The 14,395-nt window shown below is 69.6% G+C and carries 14 protein-coding genes; 4 read left to right on the top strand and 10 right to left on the bottom strand.

Translation table 11 applies throughout. The annotated features are described in order from the left end of the window. Positions 1-365 precede the first annotated feature (365 nt). The 7 genes from K7C20_RS13530 to ehuB all read right to left on the bottom strand — a co-directional run bounded on the left by K7C20_RS13530 (position 366) and on the right by ehuB (position 5,711). Positions 366-890 (bottom strand): hypothetical protein, encoded by a 525-nt coding sequence (locus K7C20_RS13530; protein WP_150127316.1) that lies wholly within the window; start codon positions 888-890, stop codon positions 366-368. Positions 891-968: 78 nt separating this feature from the next. After that, a complete protein-coding gene (locus K7C20_RS13525) occupies positions 969-1,313 on the bottom strand; it encodes a hypothetical protein (protein ID WP_030081090.1) in 345 nt (114 codons plus the stop codon). Between the two features lie 215 nt (positions 1,314-1,528). Continuing rightward, positions 1,529-2,074: a winged helix-turn-helix domain-containing protein gene (locus tag K7C20_RS13520; protein ID WP_048829403.1), complete on the bottom strand. Its 546-nt coding sequence runs from the start codon at positions 2,072-2,074 to the stop codon at positions 1,529-1,531. Positions 2,075-2,589: 515 nt separating this feature from the next. Next, positions 2,590-3,405 (bottom strand): ectoine/hydroxyectoine ABC transporter ATP-binding protein EhuA, encoded by an 816-nt coding sequence (gene ehuA / locus K7C20_RS13515; RefSeq protein WP_030081087.1) that lies wholly within the window; start codon positions 3,403-3,405, stop codon positions 2,590-2,592. Further along, positions 3,395-4,012 carry an ectoine/hydroxyectoine ABC transporter permease subunit EhuD gene (gene ehuD / locus K7C20_RS13510; RefSeq protein ID WP_030081085.1) on the bottom strand — a complete coding sequence of 206 codons (618 nt, stop codon included), beginning with the start codon at positions 4,010-4,012 and terminating at the stop codon, positions 3,395-3,397. Before ehuD ends, ehuA begins: the two co-directional genes overlap by 11 nt. Before the next feature lie 32 nt (positions 4,013-4,044). Beyond that, a complete protein-coding gene (gene ehuC, locus K7C20_RS13505; protein WP_030081083.1) occupies positions 4,045-4,776 on the bottom strand; it encodes an ectoine/hydroxyectoine ABC transporter permease subunit EhuC in 732 nt (243 codons plus the stop codon). Continuing rightward, positions 4,773-5,711 carry an ectoine/hydroxyectoine ABC transporter substrate-binding protein EhuB gene (gene ehuB, locus K7C20_RS13500; protein ID WP_030081081.1) on the bottom strand — a complete coding sequence of 313 codons (939 nt, stop codon included), beginning with the start codon at positions 5,709-5,711 and terminating at the stop codon, positions 4,773-4,775. Before ehuB ends, ehuC begins: the two co-directional genes overlap by 4 nt. Before the next feature lie 110 nt (positions 5,712-5,821). Here ehuB and K7C20_RS13495 point away from each other — a divergent pair, with 110 nt between their 5' ends. Then, positions 5,822-6,322 carry a DUF3830 family protein gene (locus tag K7C20_RS13495; protein ID WP_030081080.1) on the top strand — a complete coding sequence of 167 codons (501 nt, stop codon included), beginning with the start codon at positions 5,822-5,824 and terminating at the stop codon, positions 6,320-6,322. A 20-nt stretch (positions 6,323-6,342) separates the two neighbouring features. Here the strand turns inward: K7C20_RS13495 and K7C20_RS13490 are convergent, their stop codons facing one another. Next, positions 6,343-7,758: an amidase gene (locus K7C20_RS13490; protein ID WP_030081076.1), complete on the bottom strand. Its 1,416-nt coding sequence runs from the start codon at positions 7,756-7,758 to the stop codon at positions 6,343-6,345. Between the two features lie 84 nt (positions 7,759-7,842). Next, positions 7,843-8,808 (bottom strand): D-2-hydroxyacid dehydrogenase, encoded by a 966-nt coding sequence (locus K7C20_RS13485; protein ID WP_053209976.1) that lies wholly within the window; start codon positions 8,806-8,808, stop codon positions 7,843-7,845. Positions 8,809-9,016: 208 nt separating this feature from the next. On the opposite strand from K7C20_RS13485, the gene K7C20_RS13480 reads away from it, so the two are divergent. The 3 genes from K7C20_RS13480 (at position 9,017) to K7C20_RS13470 (ending at position 12,095) form a co-directional block, all read left to right on the top strand. Then, the gene (locus K7C20_RS13480; protein WP_030081073.1) at positions 9,017-9,931 is read left to right on the top strand and encodes a maleate cis-trans isomerase family protein; all 915 of its coding nucleotides are present in this window, start codon (positions 9,017-9,019) and stop codon (positions 9,929-9,931) included. Between the two features lie 155 nt (positions 9,932-10,086). Then, the gene (locus K7C20_RS13475; RefSeq protein WP_030081072.1) at positions 10,087-10,812 is read left to right on the top strand and encodes a maleate cis-trans isomerase family protein; all 726 of its coding nucleotides are present in this window, start codon (positions 10,087-10,089) and stop codon (positions 10,810-10,812) included. 146 nt (positions 10,813-10,958) lie between these two features. Beyond that, a complete protein-coding gene (locus tag K7C20_RS13470; RefSeq protein ID WP_053209975.1) occupies positions 10,959-12,095 on the top strand; it encodes an LLM class flavin-dependent oxidoreductase in 1,137 nt (378 codons plus the stop codon). A 140-nt stretch (positions 12,096-12,235) separates the two neighbouring features. On the opposite strand, the gene K7C20_RS13465 is transcribed toward K7C20_RS13470, so the two are convergent. Next, on the bottom strand, positions 12,236-14,050 hold the full coding sequence (locus tag K7C20_RS13465) for a putative bifunctional diguanylate cyclase/phosphodiesterase (RefSeq protein WP_053209974.1): 1,815 nt from the start codon (positions 14,048-14,050) through the stop codon (positions 12,236-12,238). Positions 14,051-14,395 lie beyond the last annotated feature (345 nt).

Below are 14,395 nucleotides of genomic sequence, written 5' to 3'. Positions count from 1 at the left end.
GGCGTTTCTGTACTGGGGCTTGAGACTTTGGCATATGCCAAGGTCATGGGGCTTCCGGTGTCCTGGTGTTTTGCGGCCCATGGCACCCGGATACCCCGGCCCAGGGGCGGGGGAGCGCCCCGGAAGGGTGCGGAACCGGCCACATCTGTGGCCGGTTCCGCGAGACGGCCCGGCAGGAGGGCGCTCGGCCCCTCGCTACAGGGGATCTGAATCCGGCCTCATGGCACCGGGAACGGTTCCGGTGCCGGCAACGGCCATGACGTCACGAGCGGTTCGGACGTCGGCAACGGCCATGGCGTCACGAGCGGTTCGGACGTCGGTAACAGCCATGACGGCACGCGCGGTTCGTGACATCCGGGGGCCGCTCAGGAGGTCACCATCATCTTCTCGTCGCTGGTGCCCTTCAGCTTGTTGCCCTTCCACTTGTTGACGTACCAGAGGAAGACATGGCCCTCGGCCATCTTGCGGTCGAAGTTGCAGACCTGCCAGCCGCCCTTGTAGTTGCCGTAGCAGCGGTAGCCGGGCTGGCCCTTGCTGTTGACCGAACCGCGCACCTCGATGCGCATACCGTCGCGGGCGGTGTCACGGATCCAGACCCGGTCGCCGTTTTTCTTGAAGCAGGCCTGGCCCGCCTTCTTACGGCCGTTGCTGATGAAGTTGCAGCCGGCGTCGAGCCTGATCGACTTCGTGGTGGGCTTCGCCTTCTGGCTGTACACGGTCTTCTTGGTGTGCACGGTCTGGGCCGAGGCGGTCTTCTTGGTGTGCACGGTCTGGGCCGAGGCGGTCTTCTTGGTGTGGGCGGTCTGGGCCGAGGCGGAGCCCGCGAGGGACCCGGCCAGGGCGGTGGCGGCGAGAGCGGCCACCGCGCCGCGCGCGATCATGGTGCGCATACGCATCTGCCTTTGCTGGTCGTGGCGGTGATGAGGCCTCAGCGGGCCCGAGGCCGGTGAGCGTGGGGCGCGTCCGGCTCAGCCGTGCAGCGGCTTGCTCCACACGGTCTTGTGCTTTCCGGAGCCCCAGGCTCCGGTGACCTTGGTGCGCCACGTCTGGACGGGCATGTCGTCCTTGATTTCCTTCGTGGCGACGAAACAAGACCTCTTGTGATTGGCGCACTTGGCCGTCGCCATCTTCTTCTTGCCCTTGTAGAGGGTGACGACGATCTTGGTGTAAGCCGGCTTGTAATTGCACTGGATCGCGCCGTTGCCGAACTTGTCCGTCCTCCGGTCGACACGGTCGGTGTAGGCGGAGACCTTGCAGGTCCTCTTCAGCGCTGCGGAGCCGTGGTCCGCGGCCACCGCGGCATGGGAAGCCATTCCCGTCGTTCCGAGAATGCTCACGGTGGCGGCACTCGCCAGGAGTGCGCGAGATGTCTTGAGTGCGCGCATGCTGCCTCCCCTTCGGATGGTGATGAGGAAGCGAAGACGCCGTCTGGCTGCGGAATTCCCAGGAGTTGGGAAAAGGCGTCCCCGCCGGAGATGCGCCTCATATTCTTGAGGAATCCGGCGGGGCGGCCAATGTCAGGTTGATGTCAGTTCACTGACGGTTGCTGACCCTCGTACGCGATCCGCAGACCGTAACCGCGGACCGACTCGATCTCGACGTCGACACCGGCCTTTTCCAGCTTCCGGCGCAGTCGTCGTACGGCGCTGTGAATCACCGTCGTGTCCACTCCGCAGGACGCTCCCCAGACGTCCTGGACGAGTTCCCGGTAGGAGGCCACGCTGCCGCCGTGTCCGGCGAGGCAGCCCAGCAGGCCGATCTCCTGTGCGGTCAGCTCCAGCGGCGCGCCCCGCCACAGTGCCCGCTGTTCCTCCGGCCGGACCTCCAGCCGGCCGACCCGGAGCCGGGCCGGCCGCGGGGTGTCCGCGGCGGACCCGGCGGCCGGTTCGCCGTCCATCAGGCGTCTGGCCTGGTCGAGATCGCGGACGAGCAGGACCGGCAGATTGCTGTGCAGCAATTCGTTGAGCTGCTCGATGTCGTCGACGGATTCCGTGACGACGACCGCGTATGCGTCCTGTTGCCGCAGTGGCGGATCCTGGTGCCGCAGTGACGGGTCCTGAGTATGCGTGCTCACATCAGCTCCTCAGGGATGCACCAGGAGGGGCAATACGCCGGGCCCGTGCGGGCGTTTCTGACTGTTTTCCGGTATGCGCAGACTCCCGTGGCAATACATGAGACGTTCACGTCTCCACTGTCCTTCCCATGAAAAAGGGACCCCGTTGTTGTGCTCGCGGACAGAATTCTGTGGCGTGAAAGCCGAGGTGCGACACCTGGGGCGGGCACCCGGGCGAGACGCCGGTACGGCCCGACTCCGCGCTCCCACTCCGGTCATGAGGTGGTGTCATGCGCGGCGCGCGGACCGTCCCTAGACGGTAGACCGTAGGTCTGACATCAGCCATAGGTCACCGACTTGAGGAACTGTTGAGCCTGCGGCGGCGGCCGGGCGAGCGATTTCCCGCAGTCGCCGAGGGGCCGCGGGGTGATATTCCGGAATTCGGCCGCCATGGCTCCGGTGTGGGGAAATGAGAAAGGGTGGCGGCCCCCCGGACGGGGATCCGCCACCCGAACTCACGGCCTAACGGCCGCCCCTCACAGCACGGCGCTCAGGAATTCCCGGGTGCGCTCGTGCTCCGGCTCCGTGAAGATCTTTTCCGGGGAACCGGATTCGATGACCCGGCCGGCGTCGAACATCAGGACGTCGTCGGAGATGTCCCGGGCGAAGTTCATCTCGTGGGTGACGCACAGCATGGTGATGTCCGTGGTGTGCGCGATGTCCCGCAGTACGTCCAGCACCCCGGCCACCAGCTCCGGGTCGAGCGCGGAGGTCACCTCGTCCAGCAGCAGCACCTGCGGGCGCATCGCCAGCGCCCGGGCGATGGCGACCCGCTGCTGCTGGCCGCCGGAGAGCTGGGTGGGGTACTTGTCGAGGTGCTCGGTCAGGCCCACCAGGTCGAGGAGTTCGCGGGCCCGCTCCTCGGCGGCGTCCTTTTCCATCCCCAGGACGTGCACCGGCGCCTCGGTGATGTTCCGCAGCACCTTCATGTTCGGGAAGAGGTTGAACTGCTGGAACACCATGCCGATGTTCTTGCGGACCTCGCGGATGTGCTTCTCCCCGGCCGGGACGAGCTTGCCGCCCTTCTCCTCGTGCGTCAGGTACTCGCCGCCGACCTTGATGGTGCCCTCGTCGGGCTTCAGCAGCGTCATCAGCAGCCGCAGGATCGTGGTCTTGCCGGACCCGGACGGGCCGATGAGGGTGACGTGCTTGCCCGACGAGACGGTGAAGTCCAGGGAGTCCAGGACGGTGTTGGTCCCGAACCGCTTGGTGACGTTGTCGAAGCGGATCAGCTCGGTGCCGTCGACCGCCGGGTTGGCCGTTTCTTTCGAGGGGGTGCTGTCAGCGGACAAGACGACGCTCCAGGGCTCGCAGGAGGAGAGAAGTGGGGTAGGAGATGACCACGAAGAGGATGCCGACGATGGTGATCGGCTCCAGGTAGTCGAAGGTGGTGGCGCTGATGCTGTTCGCCTGGAAGAGCATGTCGGCGACGGTGATACCGGCCAGCAGCGGCGTGTCCTTGAACATGGCGATGACGTAGTTGCCCAGCGCGGGAACCACCCGGCGGAACGCCTGCGGCAGGATCACCGCGGTCCAGGTGCGCCGGCGCGGCAGGCTCAGCGCCGTGGCGGCCTCCCACTGGCCGGGCGGCACACCGTCGATACCGGCGCGGTAGACCTCCGAGGTGTACGTGGAGTAGTGCAGGCCCAGGCCGATGACGCCCGTGGTCAGCGGCGAGAAGGCCAGCCCCCAGCCCGGCAGGACGAAGAACAGGAAGAACAGCTGCACCAGCAGCGGGGTGTTGCGGATGAACTCGACGAAGATGCTGACCGGCCAGGTCACCCAGCGGCTCCGCGAGCGCAGCGCCACCGCCCACACCAGCCCGAGCGCGAAGGAGACCAGCGAGCCGTAGATCGTCGCCTGGATCGTGATCCACAGCCCTTTGAGGATCTCGGGCATGATCTCGCCGACGTAGCTCCATGACCAGTTGTTCACGGCTTTCCTCCGGTGGCCAGCGCCTCGGGGCCCTGCTTCTCGACGGGCAGTTTGCGGGAGAACCAGCCCTCACCCTTGGGTACCGCCCGGCCGACCGAGGCCTTGGCGCGGCGCTCCAGCACCCGCATGATCCGGGTCAGTACGAACGCGACCGCGAAGTAGAGGACGAGGATGATTCCGTAGATCTGGGCGCTCTCGCCCGTGGACAGCCGGGCGAGCTTGGCCTGGAAGGTGAGTTCGCCGATGGACAGCAGCGAGGCCAGCGCGGTGCCCTTGAGCAGCTCGATCAGCAGGTTGTTGAACGGCGGCATCATCTCGGGGACGGCCTGCGGCAGCAGCACCTTCCGCAGCCGTTGCCAGGGCGTGAAGCTCAGTGCGATGGCCGCCTCCTGCTGGGCGGGTGCCACCGACTGGAGGGCGCCGCGGACGACCTCGGAGCCGTACGCCCCGTAGGAGAGGCCCAGCGCCAGGGTGCCCGCCCAGATACCGACCAGCTGCCAGCCCAGCAGCGGCAGCGCGAAGAACAGCCAGAACATCAGCACCAGGGCCGAGGTGCCGCGGAAGAACTCCACATAGACACCGGACAGGAAGCGGACGATCCAGAAGCGTGAGGTGCGGGCCAGACCGATACCGAAGGCGACGGCGGCGGCCAGGGCGGCGCTGTAGACCATCAACTGGATGGTGATCCACAGTCCTTCGAAGAAGAGTTGCCATAGGGCGCCGGTCACTTTTTACAGAGCTCCTTCGCCGTGAGGTCGGTCATGAACTCCTCGGTGAAGCCGTACGGCTTGGCGATACGCAGGAGTTCGCCGCTCTTCTTCATCTTCTGGAGTTCGCGGTTGAACGCGTCCCGCAGATTGGTCTCGCCGATCCGGAAGCCGTAACCGCCGCCGTCGCGCTGGGGCTTCCCGTCGACCACCGGCGTGAACGGCTCGGTCATCTCCACCTTGGGATGCTTACCGGCCTTCAGCGCCTCGATCATGGTCAGCGCCGTGCCGGCGAAGGCGTCGATACGGCCCGCTTCCAGAGCCTCCATACCGGCGATCTGGTCGCCGTAGGTCTGGATCGTGTCCTTCTTGACACCGTTGCCGACCGCGTAGTCGATCTCCGCATAGCCGATTCCCGAGCCCATCCGGAATTTCCCCTTGGCGATGTCCGCATAGGAGTGGATTTTCTTCGGGTTGCCCTTGAGTACGAGAAAGGCGTCCTTGTTCTCGTAATCCGGGTCGGAGAAGAGGACGGCCGCGCAGCGGGCTTTGTTGATGAACATGCCCGCGACGATCACGTCGTACTGGAAGGAATGGAGTCCCGGCACCAATGCGCCGAACTCGACCGGCACCGGCTCGAAATTCTTGATGCCCAGCCGGCGGAAGATGGTCTTGGCGACCGCGGGTGCCTCACCCGTCAGCTCACCCTTGCTGTTGATCGAGGCATAGGGCGGTTCGCTCGCGATGCCCATGCGGATGGTGCCCTTTTTCCGCAGGTCCTCCAGCTGGTGTCCGCCTCCGGTCGCGCCGGAGATATCGACCCGGGAGCAGCCCGTCGCCGCTCCCACCGCACCCGCTGCGCCGAGCGCCGCTACCCCCGCGAGCAGCGAGCGGCGGCGGATGCCGCTTGCCAATTTTCTCTTGATCATTTTGGTGTTCTCCTGTGGTGGAGCCATGGGCGCGCGGCTACCCGAACGCCTGACAGATATGCCGATCGTTTCCAGCCCTTGATAGAAGCGCCTCGGACTTGTTCCGTACGCCGGTATTGCCCACCTACGATCGGGGCATGACCGATCGCTTCATCGAAGTCTCCCTGGACAAGCGCGGCGTGAGCTGCACGGCCAAGTTGCTCGACGACCGCGCGCCGATCACCTGCAATGCCGTGTGGGATGCCCTCCCACTCGGCGGCGACGTCTATCACGCCAAATACGCCCGCAACGAGATCTACGCCCTGCTTGCGCCGTTCGCTCCCGAGGAGCCGCCGCTGGAGAATCCGACGATCACCCCGATCCCCGGCGATCTGTGCTACTTCACCTTCACCGACACCCAACTGGGTACGAAGTCCTACGGTTACGAGACCCAGGCCCAGCACCAGGGCCGCGCCACCGTCGTCGATCTTGCGCTGTTCTATGAGCGCAACAATCTGCTGATCAACGGTGACGCGGGCTGGGTGCCGGGCATCGTGTGGGGCAGCGTCGTCGACGGCCTGGACCGGATGGCCGACGCCTGTCAGGACCTGTGGCGGGCCGGAGCCCTGGGGGAGACCCTCAACTTCCGGCGGGCCTAGAGCGGGTGCACGCGGTCACCTCAGAGGGCAGGCGGCGCCGGGATCTGCGCGGTCCCCGCCTCGTAGAGGGCGTGCGCGGCACGCAGGACGAGCGCGTCCGCGTGCCGCGCGCCGACCAGCTGGACGCCGATCGGCATCCCGTCTCCGTCCACCCCGCAGGGCAGCGTCGCGGCCGGCTGCTGGGTGAGGTTGAAGGGGTAGGTGAACGGCGTCCAGCCCGTCCAGCGGGTGTGGCCGGATCCGGCAGGGACCTCGACGCCGGCCTCGAAGGCAGTGATCGGCACGGTCGGCGTCACCAACAGGTCGTAGGCGCTGTGGAAGCGGCCCATGGCCTGACCGAGCGCCATCCGCGTGTCGACCGCGGCCAGGTAGTCCAGCGCGCTGTACCGGGCGCCCTGCTCGCAGATCTCCCGCAGCCCCGGGTCCAGCAGCTCCCGGTCCGCGTCGTCCAGGTGCTGCACCACCCGTGCCGCGCCGCTGAACCACAGCGTGTGGAAGGCCTCCACCGGGTCCGCGATGCCCGGGTCGATCTCCTCGACGACCGCGCCGAGCCCGGCCAGCGTGCCGACGGCCGACCTGACCGCCGCGGCGATCTCCGGGGCCACCGCCACGTCCCAGCCGAGCGAGGGGCTGAAGGCCACCCGCAGCCCGGAGACCGGACCGGCCAGCGCCTGACGGAACGGGCCTGCGGCCGGACCGAGCTGGGACCAGTCCCGCCAGTCCGCGCCGCAGATCACCTCCATCATCAGCGCCGCGTCCGCCGCGTCCCGGGTCATCGGCCCGACGTGCGCCAGCGTCCCGAACGGGCTCGCCGGATACAGCGGCACCCGCCCGTAGGTCGCCTTGAGGGCGAAGATCCCGCAGAAGGACGCCGGGATACGGACCGAACCGCCGCCGTCCGTGCCCAGGGACAGCGGCCCGGCGCCCAGTGCCACCGCCGCCGCGCTGCCGCCGCTGGAGCCGCCCGCGGTGCGCCCCGGGTCGTACGGATTGCCCGTCACCCCGTGCCGTGGACTGTCGGTGACGCCCTTCCAGCCGAACTCCGGGGTGGTGGTCTTGCCGACGAACACCGCACCGGACTCCCGCAGCCGGGCGACCGACGGGGCGTCCTCCTCCCACGGGCCCTCGGCCCGCACCGTCCGCGAACCGCGCAGCGTCGGCGTGCCCCGGGTGAGGATCAGATCCTTGACGGTGACGGGCACCCCGTCCACCGGCCCGGCCGGAGTACCGGCCCGCCAGCGCTCCGCCGACTCCTTGGCGCCCGACAGCGCCTCGTCCGCGTCGATCCGGGTGAAGCAGTTCGTCGCGTCCTGTGCGGCCTCGGCGCGCTCCAGCACCGCCCGGACCGCCTCGACGGGGGAGAATTCGCCGGCCGCGTACCCGGCCGTGAGACGGGTGGCGGTGAGGTCGGCGAGCTGGGTCGGTTCGGTGGTCATGCGTCCTCCGAGCGTTGGCCGCCCCCGGGCGGGGCGGCGGCGGGGGCGCGGCTGCCGGGGCGGCGGGCCCCGGCGGCCGCGCCGTCACTGCACCGGGACGTACCCGAGCCGCTTGTCGACGAGGTTGTGCAGCGGCCGGCCGGCCGACCACTGGTCGAAGTTGTCCTGGAACTGCTCGGCGAGGGCGTCCCGCCAGCCCAGCGTGTCGCCGCTCATGTGGGGCGAGACGATCAGATGCGGGACGTCCCACAGCGGGCTGTCCGTGGGCAGCGGCTCCTGCTCGAACACGTCCAGCGCGGCCGCCGCGATCCGCCACTCGCGCAGCGCCGCCACCAGAGCGTCCTCGACGACCAGCGGCCCGCGCCCGATGTTGATGAACCGGGCCCGCGGCGGCATCCGGGAGAACGCCGCCTTGTCGAACAGGCCGCGGGTGGCCTCGGTCAGGGGCGCCGCGCAGACCACCCAATCCGCCTGGGGAAGGAGGCCGTTCAGCGCGTCACTCGCATGGACGAGGCCGAATTCGGGGTCGCCGGAGCGCTCCCGGCGGCCGACCAGATCGACCTTGACACCCAGTGCCAGGAGGGTGGTGCCGATGGCCCGGCCGATCGGCCCGGAGCCCACCACGACGGCCCGGCTGCCGGCCAGCCGCAGCGTCTCGCGGTGCTGCCAGCGCCGCTGCCGCTGAAGCTCCCAACTTCCGTAGAAGTCCTTGGCCATGGCGATCACCAGCCCGGCGACATATTCGGCGATCGGCTGCTCGAAAACGCCCCGGGCGTTGGTCACCAGGGTGTCGTCGGCGACCAGCGCCGGGCACAGCAGCTGATCCACACCGGCGCTGGCGGTGTGCACCCAGCGGGGCCTGGGGCCCTTCTCCGGCCAGGCTCTGCGGATCGCATCGGAGGTGAAGTCCCAGGCCAACAGCACGTCGGCGGAGGGGAGTCGGTCAGCGAGCGAGTCCTCATCGGTGAAGATCACCCGAGCCCGCCCGGTGAGCCGGTCGAGCTTCGGAGGCGGGTCGGAACCGAGGACGAGGACGGTGCTTTCGGACATAGCCAGAAACCGTTCTGAAACGTGAGTCCCTTTCAATGGAAAGGGGCGCCGACAGATGCCTGGGATGCGAGGATTGACCACGCTAAGAAGTCGTATCTACCGTGTCAACAACGGCTCTGTTCCGACGTCCCGGCTTGATCCGGCTGCACCTCATCCTCGGCCACTGGCCTGGCCATTCCAGCCCTTCGTTTTTGTTCTAGGGGCCTTCATGGACGTCTCTTTTCTGGGTGGCCCACAGCCGCAGCTCGGCGTGGGTGTCGTCGCTCCCTTCGACTTCGCGCTCGACCGAGAGCTGTGGCGCTGGGTACCCGACGATGTGTCCCTCCACCTCACCCGCACCCCTTTTGTGCCCGTCGAGGTCAGCCTCGATCTGGCTCGTCTGGTCAGTGAGCACGAAACGCTGCACGCCGCCGTCCAGGCGCTGTGCGCGGTATCACCGCAGGTCATCTCCTATGCCTGCACGTCCGGCAGCTTCGTCGCCGGGGTGGCGGGCGAGCGGGCCATGTGCGCCGCCATGGCCCAGGCGGGGGAGGTTCCCTCCCTCACGACATCGGGCGCACTGATCGAAGCGCTGCGCGAGATCGGCGCACGGCGCATCGCCGTGGTCACGCCCTACACGAAATCGGTCACCGACTCCCTGGAGGACTTCCTCGGTGAAGCCGGCATCACGGTCACCGGCCGCGCCTACCTCGGGCTGACCCGGCACATCTGGAAGGTGCCCTACCGCGACGTCGTCGACATGGCCCGCGCGGCCGTGGTCGGCTCCGCCGATGCCCTCTTCATCAGCTGCACGAATCTGCCGACCTACGACGTCATCCCGCAGCTGGAGGCCGAGCTGCGGATGCCGGTGCTGTCCGCCAATCAGGTCACGATGTGGGCCGCGCTGCGCGCCATCGGCGTCCAGGCGGTGGGCCCGTACCAGGCGCTGCTCGATCCGGTGGCGCGCCGCGGCCCGGCCGCGATGTCCGGTTCGGAGCCGGCGGTGCCGACGGATGGGCTGCCGCGGGCGACCCCCGAGGCCGCCTTCGCCGCCTCCTCCGTGCCACCGGACGGGGAGGCCCTCGACGGCCTGGAACCCCCGCCCTACCCGCCCGAGGACACAGGAGGTCTGCCCCCGGTGTGAGACCGGCCGGTCCGGGCCCGGCTCTCACCCAGGATGCTGCCGGCGTCGCCCCACTCGCCGGCAGCGCCCCTTCCGCACCTCGCCGCACCACCTGTGACGCACCCGCACCCACGAACGCCCCTGCACCCGCAGCCGTACACGCAAGGGAGATCTGCATGGCATCGGTCGGCTTCCTCTACCCCGGCTACTCCGCGGAGGACGACTACCCCCGGCTCGAATCGCTCCTGGGCGGCGCCGTCCAGCTGCCGCTCGTGCACACCGACATCGGCGAGGACGCCCACCGGGTCGACGCGCTGCTGGAGATGGGCTCCGCGGCGCGGCTGGCGGCCGGCGTCGACACCCTCAAGGAGCGCGGTGCCGAGGCCGTCGTCTGGGCCTGCACGAGCGCCAGCTTCGTCTTCGGCTGGGAGGGCGCCCACGAACAGGTCCGGGAGTTGTCCGTCACCGCCGGCCTGCCCGCCTCCAGTACGTCCTTCGCCTTCGCGCATGCCGTGCAGGCACTCGGCGCCCGGCGGGTCGCGATCGCCGCCACCTATCCGGACGATGTGGCCGAGCGCTTCCACGCCTTCTTGAAGTCCGCCGGTACGGAGGTCGTCTCGACCCGCGGCAGCGGCATCATCACGGCCGCCGAGGTCGGCACCTGGGGCCGGGAGGAGGTGCTGGCGCTGGCACGGGCCGGCGACCATCCCGATGCCGAGGTGGTGCTGCTGCCCGACACCGCACTGCACACCGCCGAACATCTGCCGGCCCTCGAAGCGGAGCTGCGCAAGCCGGTGCTCACCGCCAATCAGGTGACGGCCTGGGAGGGCCTGCGGCTGCTCGACCGCACGATCTCCTGCCCGGTGCTCGGCACCCTCTTCTCGCGGACGGCGCACGTCTAGCGGCGCATGTCCGGCGGCACCGGCGTATGTCCGGCGGCGGGCGCCCGCCGCCCGCCGGTGCCGGCCCCGGATCTGACCCGGGAATAAGTGGAGAGCCTCTCCGGTTACCCTCCTCGCAGACCACTGACGCGAGGAGGACCCGCACCGTGAGCGGCGAGAGTGACCAGACCCGGGGCAGCGAAGAGGCCAACAGTGAAAGCGGCGACGGGATACGGGGCGCGGCCCTGGGCAGCGCCCCGGTCCCGCTGTCCGTGCTCGACCTGGTGACGGTCGGGGCCGGCCACACCGCTTCCGGCGCGGTCCGTACGGCCGTCGACATCGCCCGTACGGCCGAACGCCGTGGCTTCCACCGCTACTGGGTCGCCGAGCACCACTCCATGCCCGGCGTCGCCTCCTCCTCGCCCGCCGTGCTCCTCGCCCACCTCGCCGCCCACACCGAGCGCATCCGTCTCGGCTCCGGCGGCGTGATGCTGCCCAACCACGCCCCGCTGGTGATCGCCGAGCAGTTCGGCACCCTGGAGGCGATGGCCCCCGGCCGGGTCGATCTGGGCCTGGGCCGTGCGCCGGGCACCGACGGCGCCACCGCCGCGGCGCTGCGCCGGACCGAGCGGCTGCACGAGGGCGCGGACGATTTCCCCCAGCAACTGGCCGAGTTGACCCGCTTCCTCGACGACTCCTTCCCCGACGGCCACCCCTACGCCAAGATCCACGCGGTCCCCGGCCCGGTCCAGGCCACCTCGCCCGGCGGCGTCCAGTCCGCTCACCGGCCGCCCCTGTGGCTGCTGGGCTCCTCCGGCTTCAGTGCCCGGCTCGCCGGCTCCCTCGGCCTGCCGTTCGCCTTCGCGCACCACTTCTCCGCGGCCAACACCGTCCCCGCGCTGGACCTCTACCGCGCGTCCTTCCGCCCCTCCGAGGTGCTGTCGGAGCCGTACGCCCTGATCGGGGTCGCGGCGCTGGCCGCCGAGGAGGAGCACGAGGCCCGCCGCCAGGTGCTGACCGGCGCGCTGTCCATGGTCCGGCTGCGCACCGGCCGCCCCGGCCTGGTCCCGAGCCCCGAGGAGGCCGAGGCGTACCGCTTCAACGAGTTGGAGCGGGGCTTCGTCGACAGCTGGCTCGGCAATGTCGTCCACGGCACCCCGGACGCCGTCCGCCAGGGCCTGGACGAGCTCGCCAAGCGCACCGGCGCCGACGAGCTGATGATCACCGCCAACGCCCACGGCGGCGCGGCCCGGCTGCGCTCCTACGAGCTGATCGCGGACGCGTACGGCTTGCCGCGGGGCTAGGTACTCGTACGCGGTGGCTGCCGCTGCCGTCGATTCCGCCGGACCCTCGCCGTGGGGGGTGCGCGCCGTCGCGGCGGGATTCTTTTCCGGGGCGGGCGGAACTGCGTTCCACTCGCCCCGGGTCCGGCTGCGCGGGGCCCTCAGGCGCCCGTGTGCCGGCCCGCGTCGAGCAGGGCCTCGACCCGTTCGGGGGCGACGGGGCGGGAGTAGAGCCAGCCCTGGCCGGTGTCGCAGCCGATCCGGCGGAGCCGCTCGGCCTGCTCGGCGCTCTCCACGCACTCGGCGGTGACCGTGAGGCCCAGCCGGTGCGCCAGCGCCACCAGCGCCTCCACGATCATCTCGTCCGCCGGGTTGGGGTGCTCCTGCGAGCGGAAGCCGCGGACGAAGGACCCGTCCAGTTTCAGTACGGACACCGGGAGGCGGCTGAGGTAGGCGAGGTTGGAGTAGCCGGTGCCGAAGTCGTCGATGGCGATCCGTACGCCCATGTCGCTGAGGGCCTGGAGGGCCTGGAGCGGCCGGCCGGCCGAGCCCATCACGGCCGACTCGGTCAGCTCCAGCTGGAGCAGCCGCGGCGGCAGCCCGGTCTCCGCCAGAATCCCGGCGACATCCGCGACCAGGTCGGAGTCCCACACCTGACGCACGGCCACATTGACACTGACGAACAGCGGCTGGCCGGGGTGCGCCAGCTGCCAGGCCCGTGCCTGGTAGCAGGCCCGCTCCAGGACCCAGCGGCCCAGCTCGACGATCGCGCCGTTCTCCTCCGCCAGGGCGATGAACCGATTCGGCGACAGCGTCCCGAACTGCGGATGCCGCCAGCGCACCAGCGCCTCCACGCCCTGCGCCCGGCCGTCACCCAGTCCGACCAGCGGCTGGTACTCCAGGGTGAATTCGCCGCGGTCCACGGCGGGCCGCAGGGTGCTGGAGAGCGCCTGCCGGGTCATCCGGTGGGCGTTGCGCTCCGGGTCGAAGAGCGTCCAGCGGGCCTTGCCGTCCTCCTTCGCCCAGTACAGCGTGGTGTCGGCGGCCTGCATCAGACCGGTCGCGGTGGTGCCGGTGGCGGCCCGCTCCACCACGCCGATGCTCGCCGACACCGACAGCCGCTGCCCGGCCAGGTCGAACGGGCGCTGTAGCGCGTCCAGGACGGACTGGGCCAGCTCGGCCAGCTGGTCGGTGCCGGTGGAGTCCTCCACCAAAAGAGCGAATTCGTCACCGCCCAGTCGTGCGACGAGGTGCCCGGCGTGGCCCGGCCCGCGGTCCGCCGCGCTCTCCGCGCAGCGTGTCAGCCGCTGCGCCACCGCGCTCAGCAGCCGGTCGCCGACGCGGTGCCCGAGGGTGTCGTTGACGGCCTTGAAACCGTCCAGGTCGAGGTAGCACAGCCCGATCCGGCCGGTGCCGGACGGTTCGAAGGAGGCGGTCTCCAGTGCGGTGGAGAGCCGCTCGAAGAACAGCGCCCGGTTGGGCAGCCGGGTCACCGGATCGTGCATCTGGAGATGCCGCAGCCGGGCCAGCAGATCGTGCCGGTCGCTGATGTCCGCCACCGACAGCAGCATCCGCTCCTCTCCGCTGAGCGGCTCCGGGGTCAGCGGCTCGACGGTCACCTCCACCCAGATGGAGTGCCCTTCGGGGTGTTTGAGGCGGCGGGTGCAGCGCAGCCGGTCGCTGCGGCCGCACAGCACCTCGCGGTAGGCGGTCCACACCCGGGGGTCGGCACCGAGGTCGGTGAGGTCCGCCGCGGTGGCGGCGACCAGCTCGGCCGGGTCGGCGCCGACCAGTTCGCCGAAGGCGGGGTTGGCGGCGAGGACCAGGCCGTCGCGGTTGAGGACGGCCATCGCCAGCCGGGCGGCGTAGAAGGTGGCGCGGTAGTCGCCGAGGGAGGCCGCGGTGTCATCGCAGCGGCCGGCCGGGGCGTGCCTGGCTTCGGCAGATCCTTTGGTCGTACCGTTACGCTCCGTCACTGAGGGGAGCGTCGCTCCGGGCGTGCGGCCCGGACTGTCGGGGTGTCCGCTCACTGCTCGCTCCCGCATGGCGCTGTCTCGTGATGAAGGGGGGATCTCGCGCTGGAAAGTGTGGCGATCATAGAGGCTGGCGCAACGGCCGAGCCAGCGACGCAGCCGTGATCGTCCGCCCGCATGACGGAACTTCAGCCATTTCTGCGCGGCTCTGTTCGTACTGAATGCCCCATTGGCTGTTTGTGACTTTCCGTTACGGGGTGACCAAGACGCGCCGGTCACTCTTCCGGGGCTGCAAAACAGGACGAATAGCATTAAATCGCCACAGGGTAGGTGAGGTCTCCGAATCCG

Origin of the sequence: Streptomyces decoyicus (genome assembly GCF_019880305.1) — a bacterium.
GTDB lineage: Bacteria > Actinomycetota > Actinomycetes > Streptomycetales > Streptomycetaceae > Streptomyces > Streptomyces decoyicus.
Note: the sequence above shows the minus strand (reverse complement) of the source record. Positions and strands in the feature narration are given on the sequence as shown.

Excerpts from the sequence above, each read along its gene's own strand:
- K7C20_RS13530 (WP_150127316.1), bottom strand. The coding sequence starts at position 890 with ATGCGCACCATGATCGCGCGCGGCGCGGTGGCCGCTCTCGCCGCCACC.
- K7C20_RS13525 (WP_030081090.1), bottom strand. The coding sequence starts at position 1,313 with ATGGCTTCCCATGCCGCGGTGGCCGCGGACCACGGCTCCGCAGCGCTG.
- ehuD (WP_030081085.1), bottom strand. The coding sequence starts at position 4,012 with ATGCCCGAGATCCTCAAAGGGCTGTGGATCACGATCCAGGCGACGATC.
- ehuB (WP_030081081.1), bottom strand. The coding sequence starts at position 5,711 with ATGGCTCCACCACAGGAGAACACCAAAATGATCAAGAGAAAATTGGCA.
- K7C20_RS13495 (WP_030081080.1), top strand. The coding sequence starts at position 5,822 with ATGACCGATCGCTTCATCGAAGTCTCCCTGGACAAGCGCGGCGTGAGC.
- K7C20_RS13490 (WP_030081076.1), bottom strand. The coding sequence starts at position 7,758 with ATGACCACCGAACCGACCCAGCTCGCCGACCTCACCGCCACCCGTCTC.
- K7C20_RS13485 (WP_053209976.1), bottom strand. The coding sequence starts at position 8,808 with ATGTCCGAAAGCACCGTCCTCGTCCTCGGTTCCGACCCGCCTCCGAAG.
- K7C20_RS13480 (WP_030081073.1), top strand. The coding sequence starts at position 9,017 with ATGGACGTCTCTTTTCTGGGTGGCCCACAGCCGCAGCTCGGCGTGGGT.
- K7C20_RS13475 (WP_030081072.1), top strand. The coding sequence starts at position 10,087 with ATGGCATCGGTCGGCTTCCTCTACCCCGGCTACTCCGCGGAGGACGAC.